6 protein-coding genes and 1 pseudogene are annotated in these 12,644 nt (G+C 37.2%); 4 read left to right on the forward strand and 3 right to left on the reverse strand.

Features of this window, described 5'->3' with window-relative positions:
- Nucleotides 1-4 precede the first annotated feature (4 nt).
- The gene (gene bshA / locus IPJ80_07125; protein MBK7913257.1) at nucleotides 5-1,132 is read right to left on the reverse strand and encodes an N-acetyl-alpha-D-glucosaminyl L-malate synthase BshA; all 1,128 of its coding nucleotides are present in this window, start codon (nucleotides 1,130-1,132) and stop codon (nucleotides 5-7) included.
- 75 nt (nucleotides 1,133-1,207) lie between these two features.
- Between bshA and IPJ80_07130 the strand changes: the two genes are divergently transcribed.
- Nucleotides 1,208-2,113, forward strand: a complete 906-nt coding sequence (locus IPJ80_07130) for a MerR family transcriptional regulator (protein ID MBK7913258.1) — start codon at nucleotides 1,208-1,210, stop codon at nucleotides 2,111-2,113.
- Nucleotides 2,114-2,116: 3 nt separating this feature from the next.
- Nucleotides 2,117-2,773, forward strand: a complete 657-nt coding sequence (locus tag IPJ80_07135) for a YceI family protein (protein MBK7913259.1) — start codon at nucleotides 2,117-2,119, stop codon at nucleotides 2,771-2,773.
- Between the two features lie 11 nt (nucleotides 2,774-2,784).
- On the opposite strand, the gene mnmG is transcribed toward IPJ80_07135, so the two are convergent.
- Nucleotides 2,785-4,650, reverse strand: a complete 1,866-nt coding sequence (gene mnmG / locus IPJ80_07140; GenBank protein MBK7913260.1) for a tRNA uridine-5-carboxymethylaminomethyl(34) synthesis enzyme MnmG — start codon at nucleotides 4,648-4,650, stop codon at nucleotides 2,785-2,787.
- Between the two features lie 272 nt (nucleotides 4,651-4,922).
- On the opposite strand from mnmG, the gene IPJ80_07145 reads away from it, so the two are divergent.
- Together IPJ80_07145 and IPJ80_07150 are read left to right on the forward strand one after the other, a co-directional pair.
- The gene (locus IPJ80_07145) at nucleotides 4,923-9,539 is read left to right on the forward strand and encodes a T9SS type A sorting domain-containing protein (protein ID MBK7913261.1); all 4,617 of its coding nucleotides are present in this window, start codon (nucleotides 4,923-4,925) and stop codon (nucleotides 9,537-9,539) included.
- Between the two features lie 192 nt (nucleotides 9,540-9,731).
- Nucleotides 9,732-10,021 (forward strand): annotated as a pseudogene (locus IPJ80_07150) (GxxExxY protein).
- A 1-nt stretch (nucleotide 10,022) separates the two neighbouring features.
- On the opposite strand, the gene bamA reads toward IPJ80_07150, so the two are convergent.
- Complete coding sequence (gene bamA, locus IPJ80_07155) at nucleotides 10,023-12,575, reverse strand: outer membrane protein assembly factor BamA (GenBank protein ID MBK7913262.1); 2,553 nt, start codon at nucleotides 12,573-12,575, stop codon at nucleotides 10,023-10,025.
- Between the last annotated feature and the right edge of the window lie 69 nt (nucleotides 12,576-12,644).

Genomic DNA, 12,644 nt, shown 5'->3' on the forward strand with positions numbered 1-12,644 from the left:
TCCTCTAGGCTTTAGCCATACATTCATAATAGGCATCTTCATACATAGGTAAGATTTGATGGATATCAAATTCTTTTGCACGATTGAATGCAGCGAGTCGAAATGCTGCATGGCGATCCGGATCGGATAAAATGTAAATTGCTTTATCCGACATTTCAGCTACATCAGCTACCGGACAAGCATAGCCGGTTTTGCCTTGTAGGATCACTTCGGTTAAGCCACCAATGTTTGATGCAATAATGGGGACTTCACATGCCATCGCTTCCAAAGCTGCCAAACCAAAACTTTCGTGTTCAGATGGAAGTAAAAATAAATCGGAGATCGCTAACAGTTCTTCAACATTATCCTGTTTGCCTAAAAAACAAACTTCCTGACTAATTTCCCATTCACGACTCAACATTTCCATTCGAGGTCGTTCCGGGCCATCTCCGATCAGCACCAGTTTGGATGGAAGTTGTTGGTTGACCATTTTAAAAACAGCAAGGACATCTTCAACCCGTTTTACTTTTCTGAAATTGGAAACGTGCATCAAAATTTTTTCATTTTCGGAAGCAAATTTTAATCGCAATTCTGGATTCGGTTTTTTAGTAAATCGATCAAAGTCAATAAAATTTGGGATAACGATGATGTCTTTTTGAATCTCAAAGGTATCGTGGGTTTGTTTTTTTAGAGCTTGTGATACTGCGGTAACTGCATTGGATTGATTTATGCTAAATTCAACTACAGGAAAAAAAGATCGGTCAGCGCCCACTAAAGTAATATCTGTTCCATGTAAGGTTGTAACAAAAGGAAGGGCCTTGTTTTTTGAACGAAGTATTTCGCGAGCCAGATAACCAATGGTTGCATGTGGGATGGCATAATGGACGTGTAAGACATCCAGATTTTCATACAGAGCCACATCCACGATCTTACTGGCCAGAGCAGTATCCATGGGCTTAAAATCGAATAATGGATATTCGAAAGGGGCCACTTCGTGATAAAATACATTCGGTAAGAAATGCCCCAGTCTGGCAGGCCTCCGGTAACTTATAAAATGTACCTTATGACCTTTTCTAGCTAAGGCCATGCCCAATTCAGTGGCTACTACTCCACTTCCTCCATAGGTAGGGTAGCACACAATGCCTATATTCAATACGTCGCGCATAAGAATTATTAAACAATTTAATAAGGTAAATGTTAATTACACCTTACATGGTTTGATAATTTAATGGCAATTTACTCTATAGCGGATCTTGAAATGTTGACGGGAATCAAAGCCCATACGATTCGTATCTGGGAAAAACGTTATGGTATAATCAATCCAAAAAGAACGCAGACCAATATCCGGTTTTATGATGATCAGGATCTTAAAAACCTGGCCAATATTGCTTTACTAAATCAAAAAGGATATAAAATTTCACTTATATCTGAAATGCCTCCTCAGGAGATAGAATCCCTGGTTGCAAATATCAGCGATGTTGAGGTTTTTAATAAGGATTCATTGGATGCATTGACATTATCTATTTTACAGCTCAACGAAAAAAATTTTACTCACCTGTTAAACACTAACATTCACCAATTGGGATTTGAAAAGACATTCAATCAAATCTTAATGCCGTTTTTGGATAAATTGAATACCATGTGGTTGAGTGGAAGTATAAAAAAAGTACATGAGGAATTTGTAAATCGGATTATAAAGAAAAAATTGGTTCATGAACTTTGTCATTTAGAAAATCAAGAGCAGGATAGCAATACCTGTTTTTTGATGTTTTTACCTCCGGATGAAAAACAGGAGCTCAATCAGTATTTTGTAGAATTGTTTATTCGAAGAAATCATTTTAGGGCAATTGATTTAGGATCAGATTTAAATCCAACAGATATTTTAGATGGAATTCAAATAATTAAACCTCAATTTTTATTTACGATCATTCATGAAGAAAGTTCTATAAAATTTATTGAAGAATTAGTAGCTTGTTTAAATGAAATTCAAGATCCTCCAATATTATTATTAACAGGATATTTTTCAGAGCATTTTTCAAATCAAACAAAATGTGTTCGGATCACAAGAGGATTTGAGGAATTAGAACAATTTATTACAACCTTGAAGGAGATTAGTTGTATTTGTAAAAAGTAATGTATGTTTAGAATTCGTGTTGTTTTTCAATTGATTGGTGTATTTTTTTTATTGAGTGCGTGTAAACAAAACACAGCTGGCCCAAATCCGCAATCAAATGAGCCGGACACCATGCATACAAGCACTGATTCATTTCAAATCGATACAGCTCAAAGTATTATTTACTGGATGGGTAAGTCGCCTTCTGGCGCTCACAATGGGCATTTGAATTTTAAGTCGGGCATTTTATTTGGAGGCAATTTGCAAATTCAATCAGCAGAATTGTTGATTGATATGAATACCATTCGCAATTTAGATATTGAAGATGCATCCGATCGAAGTGATTTGGAGGAACATTTAAAAAATGAAGATTTTTTTAATGTGACTCAATTTCCGGAAGCAAAATTGAAAGTTGATAAAATAAATGAAATCAAAGATTCTGTAAACAATGCGATGATTTCCGGTATCCTTACAATTAAAGGTATAAGTAATCCAATTGTTGTAAACGGTAAAATCGATTATTCCAATGACGGCGTTTTTATTACAATCCCAGAATTTTTAATTGACCGTACCAATTATAATATCATGTATAATTCGAAAAAGATTTTAGCTTCCTTAAAGGATGGATTTATATATGATGAGATCGCATTAAGTGTAAAAATCGTAGCGAAAAAAATTTAATAATTTCCGGTTTACCGTCCTAAATAAACTAAAAGTATAGAGATATCAGCTGGTGAGACACCGCTGATTCGACTGGCCTGACCGATGGATGATGGTTTAATTCGTTTAAGTTTTGATTTAGCTTCATTGCTTAATGCAGGGATGGAATGATAATCAAATGCATCATTGAGTTTGACATTTTCAAGTCTTGACATCTTGTCAACCAATTCCTGTTCTTTTTTAATATACCCTTCGTATTTTAATTCAATTTCTGCGCATTCTACTGTTTCTAAATCAAATTGATTTAATTCATTCAGAAAGGCTGGATTTAATTTTGACAAATCAGATAGATTTACATTGGGTCTGCTTAATAGTTGGGATAATTTAGATTTTATTTCAATGGGTGACGAACCAATGGATTCTAAATATGGATTTACTTCATCGGGATTTAAAGAAATTTTTTGCAATTGCGTTCTGATGAATTGAATTCCCTGTTCCTTTTGGTTTAAGCGCTGGATGCGGGATTCTAAATTTTGCATTCCAATCTTTTGAGCAATCGGAGTAAGTCTTCTGTCTGCATTGTCCTGGCGTAATAAAATTCGGTATTCTGCTCGGGAAGTAAACATGCGATAAGGCTCTTCAGTACCTTTATTAACCAGATCATCAATCAATACACCGATATAGGCATCCGCCCTTGTGAGGATCAGAGCTTCCTGATCTTTAACACGAAGCGCTGCATTGATTCCTGCCATAAACCCTTGGCATGCGGCTTCTTCATACCCTGTGGTCCCATTGATTTGACCTGCGAAGTAAAGGTTTTTTAATAGATGGGTTTCAAGACTTAAAGAAAGCTGGGTCGGTGGAAAGTAATCGTATTCAATGGCATATCCCGGGCGAAACATTTTCACGTTTTGTAATCCTGGAATTTTTTGCAGGGCTTTGAATTGCACTTCTTCCGGTAACGAAGAGGAAAATCCGTTAATATAAATTTCATGCGTATCCCAGCCTTCAGGTTCAATAAACAGCTGGTGCCGGTCCCTTTCCGAAAAGCGATCGATTTTATCTTCTATAGATGGGCAATACCTCGGACCCAACCCTTGAATACGCCCTGTAAACATCGGACTTTGAGCAAAACCTGTTCGTAAAATTTCATGAACTTCAGGGTTCGTATAGGTGATATGACAATTAAGTTGCTTTTCGGGTAGCTCCGTTTCCAGATAAGAAAATCGGGAAGTCTTAAGGTCGCCTTCCTGAATCTCGGTTTGGCTGTAGTCGATGGTTCGACCATCCAAACGTGGGGGGGTGCCGGTTTTCATCCGTCCACTTTCAAAACCCAGGCTTACCAATTGTTCGGTAATGCCTTTTGCGGCATTTTCACCAGCCCGTCCTCCGCCAAATTGTTTTTCCCCAATATGAATCAGACCATTCAAAAAAGTGCCATTGGTTAAAATAACGGTTTTGGCTTCAATGTGCTGAGCTAAACCAGTTATCACACCGTATACCCTATTTTCTTTGACCAGCAAGCCTTTTACCATGTCTTGCCAAAAATCGATGAGCGGATGGGCTTCCAAAAGAGTTCTCCATTTTCTGGCAAATAAGTTCCGATCTGATTGCGCCCGGGGGCTCCACATCGCAGGCCCTTTTGAGCGATTTAACATTCTAAACTGGACCCTGGTTTCATCTGTAACGATACCGGAATAACCTCCCATTGCGTCAATTTCCCGCACAATTTGACCTTTAGCTACCCCTCCCATTGCAGGATTGCATGACATTTGAGCAATGGTTTGCATATTCATGGTAACTAAAAGCACCCGACAGCCCATATTGGCAGCTGCAGCTGCAGCTTCGCATCCAGCATGGCCGGCACCGACAACAATTACATCATAGGGTTTAAACATAAGATTTGCAAAGGTATGGAATTGTAAATGGATGAATCAGCTTCAACTGGAGTTATCCGACTCCCGGTGTAATTAACTTGATTCAATAGGACATTTTAAACAACAGAATGTTAAATAGCCTGCCTTGCTGATTGCATTAATCCTTCATCCAATAAAATGTCTTATATAAAAATTTTGATTCTATCGTTTTCTGGTATAAATTTGTATTCTATCCGACAGCACCTCGTCCAAATTTCGCTATTCGATTCGGTTACCTTTTTAAATTTACTATTATGAGAAACGTTTTTCTAAAGCGATTGCTGGTATTATTTATTGCAAACTGCAGTCTTTCTATTTTTTCAAATTTATATTCACAATTTCAATGCATTGAGGTCGTCCCGTCAGTCTGTTTAAATGAGTGTTATGCTGTGAATTATATTGGAACAGGAACATCCAATGCAAGTTATAGTTGGACAATCAGTTGCGGCACCATCACAAATCCAAATTTACAAAATCCACACATGGCTTGTTTTACTACAGCTGGATTGTGTACAATCCAGGTGATCTGGCAAGAGCCTGGAATGGCTCCGGAAACCTGTAGTGTCAATGTGGAAGTTTTTCCTTTGCCGCAGGGTTTGTTAAGTCTAACAAAGGATACGATTTGTGAAGGAGAATGCACCAATTTAAATGTTGTTTTAAGCGGTACGCCGCCATTTAGTTTTCAAATTCGTGAAAACAATCAAATTACAAGTCATAATTCCAGTTCTACCTATTACAGTTACCGGGTTTGTCCTACTGTTAAAACAACCTACAATCTGGTAAACATTACCGATCAAAATTGTTCCAATACCTCCCAACCAGCTCCGGTACAATTGGCGGTATTACCTGCTTTAACCGGGATGGTGAGCCAAACAAACAATGCCCTGTGTGCAAGTCCGGATAATTTAGTGTATGCATGGTATGCGTGTAATTCTCCCCTGGTATTGTCAACGCAACAATGCTTTTATCCACCTCAGGATGGATGTTATTGTGTCATTCTAAATAATGGACAATGCAAGGATACCATTTGTGTAAATTTTAAATGTGATTTGACCTGTTCGTTTGATTTTCCGGATACCATTTGCGTTGGAGATACTGCTTTGATTTATTATACCGGAAATGGGGGACCCAATACGATTTTCAATTGGGTATTAAACATTGACAATTTAATTGGTCAACGGTTTTTTGGTGTAGACAGTTTGTGGATAAAATACAGCAAACCCGGATGCTATCCAATTAATCTAACGGTTATAGAAGGTTCTTGTATCAACACCTGCAGTGATACCATTTGTGTAATTAATAAACCATGTGCCTGTGATTCGTTTGTTAAAAATGAAATCAGACCGATAGCCTCTGCATCACCAATCGGTTGTTGCTATGAGGTAAGAGGTGACATCGCATCTTTGGATTGTTTTAATAGCATGCAAATCAGTTTGAGTGCAGGAACATTTTACAATGTACAGGCAAATACCAATCAGGGTTGGATCGTTAATCAAAATAATTTTAAATACATAACCTTTACGCATACCGGTGGATTTATTCCTCCGGGAACTTTTAATGCAGGTTCGTTTTGTGTAAGCGGTGCTTCAAGTTATACAGTTTCTGTATTTTATTTTTATACTCGGAATGGATTTCAGGATACTTGTGAATTTCATTATGTATACGATTGTCAGTTACCTCCTTTCCTAAAAAAATGTGATTCAAGTTTTCAAACCTATCTGGAAAAGCAGCATACCTTACCAGAATTTTGTTGTTATACGATTCACACAGATAACCCTGTTCCCAATTGTTTTACTAAGATTCAGGTGAAACTCAATTCAGGAATGTTTACAAATGTTCTGGCCAATAATTTGCAAGGCTTTCTTTTGGTCCCCGGGGGTGCACAAGATTTTACGATAACGCATAATTCAGGATTTATTCCAATTGGGAAAATTACACCCGCATGGTTTTGCGTTGAAGGTGCTTTTAATCCAATAACCGTTACGGTTTTATATTTTTATACGAGCCCTAAGGGCACCGATACCTGTAGTTATCATTTTACTTTTAATTGTCCCGGACAAAACCCGCCGCCCGATTGTTGCGATTCAACCACAGCGCAATTGCTTACCCTGGGATCACAGGTTGATTGTTGTTTTGATTTACATGCTAACAGCAAATTAAATAAATGTTTTTCTAAAATATGCGTTTCTGTTTCCTCTGGACAATTGACCAATATAGCTCCCAATCCAGGATGGATAGCCAGCTCAACCCCGCAGGGAATTTGTTTTTTACCACAAGGAAGCTTTGTTCCGAGTGGACCAATTAATCCGGGATCATTTTGTGTTAGCGGAGCTGTAAATCCATTTACAGTAAAAGTAGAATTTTATGATAATACAGGTTTAGTATTACCTCGGTGTACAAAACAATTTGTAAGAGATTGTCCGCCGCCCCCACCAGCATGCAATTGCGATTCGTTAAAGAATTTTGTAGTACCCGTTAGCACGGTTCCTGGAAAATGTTGTTATAAAATTCAAGCAAATGTTGCACCTGGAAATTGTTTTTCAAAAATCCTGGTAACAGTAGATGCAGGAACATTTAGCAATTTGCAGGCAAATGCAGGATGGAATTTCTTTACGAATACAAATCAGAGTTTTAGTTTAATTCCAAATTCCGGATTTATACCAGCTGGATTTATAACACCAGGTTCATTTTGTGTAAACGGTGCAAGCAATTATACTGTAACAGTACATTATTTATATACTAATAATGGAATTACAGATACCTGTAGTTACAAATATATTTTTGATTGTCCTAAATTGCCTTCACTTTGTAATTGCGATTCACTTCAAACCAATATCCAACAAAACAGTGTTAATCCGGGAATATGCTGTTATGGGCTGACAGCTAAAATTCCAACTTCAAATTGTTTTACAAAGATTGAATTGAATTTGAGTTCGGGAAGTTTTGCAAATATACAGGCCAATACAGGCTATACTGCAAATTCCAATAGTGCTCAAAAAATAACGATTTTATCAAACAGTGGATTTTTACCTCCGGGTACTATACACCCGATAGATTTTTGCGTAACCGGATCGAGTCTGTATTCCATTCAATTGGTTTATTATTATAATAATAATGGAGCATCGGATACTTGCAGCAGGGTTTTCATGTTCGATTGTCCAAAAGTACCTGACCCATGTAAATGTGATTCATTAACTAATTTTGTAAACCAAAGTTCAGTTCTTCCAGGTTTATGTTGTTATGATATTGAAGGACACATTCCTTATGCTTCTTGTTTTACACAAATGCAAGTCCAGTTAAGTTCCGGAACATTTGTAAATGTTCAATCAGGAAATGGATGGTCCATTTCAAATTCGACGAATTCAAGTTTTTTAATAAATCCTTCTGGTGGATTTATTCCGTCTGGAACAATTTATCCTGCAACATTTTGTGTTAGTGGAGCAAGTGTCTATACTGTGAAGGTGAAGTACTATTTTACAAATAACGGAAAAAGAGATAGCTGTGTATTTAATTATAATTTTGATTGTCCGACAGTTTTGGATAGTTTATGTGATCAATCCGTTTGTGCATCGGGCAATAGAAATTGGCAAAACATTGCCAGTGGTGTCAGTTTTGTATACGATATGGTAGTATATCAATGTAAGTTGATTGTAGCAGGTCAATTTGCACAAGTTGGAAATGTGGCAGCAAATAATATAGCTGCATGGGATGGAACGAATTGGATTCCTCTTTCTCAAGGACTCAATGGCGAAGTACGTGCATTGGCTGTTCATAACGGATTGCTTTATGTTGGGGGAAAATTTTCAACAGCAGGATCGGTAAACAATGTAAATAATATTGCCAGTTGGAATGGCAGTAATTGGGCTTCTTTGGACAATGGGCTCACAGGTTCCGGTTTGACATTTGTGGCAGCTCTAGAAAGTACCCCTGCTGGTTTAGTTGTTGGTGGACAATTCCAAAATGCAGGCCAATCATCTGCATTGGCAACCAATAATATTGCACAATGGAATGGTACAAGTTGGAATAATAATTTTAATACAATCAATCAATTGTTTAATGGTCCCATTTATACATTAAGACAATACAATAATCAGTTGTATGCTGCCGGAACATTTAATTCACCGGCATTAAATTCAACCAGATGGAATGGTTCTAATTGGATTTCCAATGCTGGAGGCATTAATTTATTTAATAATCTTCCTTACAATGGAGTAGCAGCACAGTATGAATACAATGGAAATTTGATAGTTGGTGGACATTATCGGAATGCTGCGAATCTTCCGTTGACTCAAAGCATTTCAAAATGGAATGGAATCAATTGGTCGTCAATGGCTGGCGGAGATGTTCCTGATACCCTTGAAGCTGTCAGAGATTTTATACGGTATAATAATAAATTGTATGCTGCCGGTGAATTTAGTAAAATTGGAAGTGCTCTTGCAAATGGAGTTGCAGAATGGGATGGACAGAATTGGTTTTCTACAAATCATAATAATAAAGTTGCATGGGCATTAGCATCGTACGATTCTTGCGGGGCCATAACTTGTGATTTATATTCTGCCGGTGAAGGATTTGTAAATCGATGGAAGTGCATTACATCGGATGAACAATTTTCAAAGGGACATATATTTAGAATTGTTCCAAATCCTGCATCCAGTTACATTCGAATTTATTTGACGGACTTGGATATAAGTGAAACTCAATTTAGTATTCAGGATATGATGGGAAACACTATTTACAAAGTTGAGACGATGTTGATCGATGGATTTATGGATATAGATATGGATATTTTAGGTGTGCCTTCTGGTATGTATTTTATTGAGGCCAGGCGACACAATCAGCGTGAGGTACAACGTTTAATGGTAGTTAAGTAAATTAGATTTTTTTACAAGGTTAAATTGCGGGAACACAGAAGAAGAGGAGATTCTCTCTGTATTTCTGTGTGTGTATTTTCATTGTGGACTAAGCGTTATAGGATTTTCACGCAGAGACGCAAAGAAATATATCTGCTCTTGCTATCAACCAACAACTATCAACTATCAACTAACAACTATCAACTAACAACTATCAACCAACAACTATCAACTATCAACTATCAACTATCAACTATCAACCAACAACTTTCAACCAAGATATTTCACGACAAGATCACTAAGCAGGAGCACGGTTCAAGAATTGATCTTTTGGTGGAAAATGAAATAATAGTTGAAATTAAAAGCATTGAACATTTAGCTCCTATTCATTTTTTACATTTATGACTTATTTGAAATTAGGACATTTCAAATTAGGTATATGTATTATTAATAATGAAGTCCAATTAAAAACAGGGCTGCGTAGAATCGTAAATGGATATTAATCTATTCTGGTTCAAATCCCAGAACCAAACTAAATTTTGCATAATCCTTTAAGGATGTAGATTTTGGATCCAACCAGGGTTTGTCAAAACCAATTCCGTAATCAAATCCCAGCAATCCGAACATTGGAAGGAATACACGTACGCCAAATCCAACGGATCGTTTGAGTGAGAGGGGATTGTATTCTTTAAATGAATTCCAGGAATTACCTCCCTGTGCCCATATAGAACCAAAAATTGTAGCACTTGGATTTAGAGACAAAGGATATCTTAATTCCATAGTAAATTTATTAAAGATGGTAGCATCTTCAGCATCAGTACGAATGGTTGTGCGTTCATCAACTGTTTTTGCTTTTACATCTTCCACTTCATAGCCTCTTAATGAAAAGATATCTCTTCCGGTAACAGTAAAGGATTGATTGTTAAGTCCATCACCACCTAAAACAAAACGCTCAAATGGAGGTGCTTTAAGTTTTTTATCATAGTATCCCAGGATACCGATTTTTGCATTAAACGCAAGGACTAATTTATTGGCCAAATTGACATACCATTCTCCATCCATACGCCATTTATGATATTCTACCCACTGATATCTTTTATTGACACTGATGCTATCGGGATTCCAGTTGGATCTGAATAAAGAATAAGGAGGTGTTAATTGCAAAGAAACTGAGATACGGGATCCAGACCTTGGATAGAGGGGTTCTGAAACGGTGGAGCGAACCAAGGTTTGTTTAAATGAAATATTATAAAAATCGCCATCTTTAACTGTCACAGGTGGGGTGCCAACACTAAATCCACCATTTTCATATTTAGTTAGACGGATTCGTTCTAAACTAACTGTTCCTGATGTTCCAAAGTTATCATCTGGCCACCTGAGTTGGGTGCCAAGGGCTCCGGTCAATCGGGCAATACTCAAACTACCTGCGCCAGCGCCATAAGCTGAATTATCTATCAAGCTGTAAATACCTCCAACGGTTAATGAGGTCGGTCTTTTGCCACCCAGCCAGGGTTCAGTAAATGAAAAATTATAAGATTGATAATAGCGACCATTCGTTTGAGCACGCAAGGATAATTTTTGTCCGTCTCCTTGTGGAAGTGGGCTCCAACTTGATTTTTTGAAAAAGTTTCTTGTAGAAAAATTATTGAATACAACCCCAAGGGTTCCAATCAATCCGTAGGCGCTATAGCCAGCAGATAATTCCAATTGATCTGAAGGTCTCTCTTCAACTGTATATTCAATATCGACAGTGCCACGTTTAGGGTTTACAGGAGTATTAATTCCCAATGCTTCCGGATTAAAGAAACCCAAAGCTAAAATGGCTCGTTGGGATCGAATGATATCGGAACGACTGAATTTTTGTCCGGGCCGTGTTCGAATTTCACGACGGATCACTTGTTCGTGTGTACGTTCATTGCCCCGAACCACTACTTTATCAATGGTAGCAGGCGGACCTTCAGTAATGCGAATTTCGAGGTCTACAGAATCATTTTCAACAGACACTTCAACGGGTTCTGCTCTGAAAAACAAATACCCTTCATCCATATATAAACTGCTTACGTCCCGGCCATCCTGTGCAAAACTGAGTCGCTTTTGCAATAATTCCTGATCATAGACATCTCCTTTCTGAATCCCTAAAACATTTTTTATGTGACTTTCAGGATATAAAGAATTCCCTTTGATACTGATGGTTCTAAAATAAAATCGATTGCCTTCATTAAGATTTATATGAATGCGTAATTTACCATTTGGCTGGCGCCAAATAGAATCTCCAATAATATCAGCATTCCGAAAACCTTGTCCGTTATAGTATGTAATTAGGTGTTCCTTATCTGCTTGATATTTATCTTCCTGAAATTTTGATTTACTGAATATATGCCAGAAACTTCTGGTTTCTTTCATTTGTTTGCGCAGTTTGCGCGATTTCACCAATTTATTTCCTGAAAAACTAATCTTAGCAATTTTTACCCGCTTATTCTTTTGAAAATCAAAAAGTAGTTTAATAGTATTTGGTTTCTTTTCATCGGGTAGTTGATGTATAACTACTTTAGCATCCAGATAACCTTTTTCTATATAAAAAGCCTGCAAACTAGTTACCAGGGCTTCGTTAATTTCATTGGTATAAACTGAATTTTTTGGAAGATGATTTGAAATAATCACATTCAGGTCTTCATGAGCAGATTTTTTAACTCCTTTGAATGAATGCGTAGAATACCGAGGTTTTTCTTCAACAATAATTTGAAGGCTCACTACATTTTGTACCTGAGTAGCAATTTGAATATTGACTTGAGTAAACAGTCGTTGTTTATAAATTGCTTTAATTGCATTTGGTATGTCTGCACCAGGAATATTAATTTTTTGCCCGATGCGTAAGCCTGAAATTCCAATAATGGCATTTGCATCACTAAATTGGTTTCCGCTGACCGTAATCGCTGAAATTTCATAAATCTTATTGTCGTAAGGAATAAATTCTTCGACTTGAGCAGAAACCTGGAAGCTACACCATAAGAAAAGTAAGGTTGGAGCTATAATCTGTATTAAAAACCTTGGAAACATAGAGACTTATTAACGTTGGCAACCCTTTCCGGATTGTGGGCCCAAAGGTAATTAAATAAGCCTTAGATA

The sequence above is a fragment of the Saprospiraceae bacterium genome, assembly GCA_016714025.1.
In the GTDB taxonomy this organism is placed as follows: domain Bacteria; phylum Bacteroidota; class Bacteroidia; order Chitinophagales; family Saprospiraceae; genus Vicinibacter.

Excerpts from the sequence above, each read along its gene's own strand:
- IPJ80_07130 (MBK7913258.1), top strand. The coding sequence starts at position 1,208 with ATGGCAATTTACTCTATAGCGGATCTTGAAATGTTGACGGGAATCAAA.
- IPJ80_07135 (MBK7913259.1), top strand. The coding sequence starts at position 2,117 with ATGTTTAGAATTCGTGTTGTTTTTCAATTGATTGGTGTATTTTTTTTA.
- mnmG (MBK7913260.1), bottom strand. The coding sequence starts at position 4,650 with ATGTTTAAACCCTATGATGTAATTGTTGTCGGTGCCGGCCATGCTGGA.
- IPJ80_07145 (MBK7913261.1), top strand. The coding sequence starts at position 4,923 with ATGAGAAACGTTTTTCTAAAGCGATTGCTGGTATTATTTATTGCAAAC.
- bamA (MBK7913262.1), bottom strand. The coding sequence starts at position 12,575 with ATGTTTCCAAGGTTTTTAATACAGATTATAGCTCCAACCTTACTTTTC.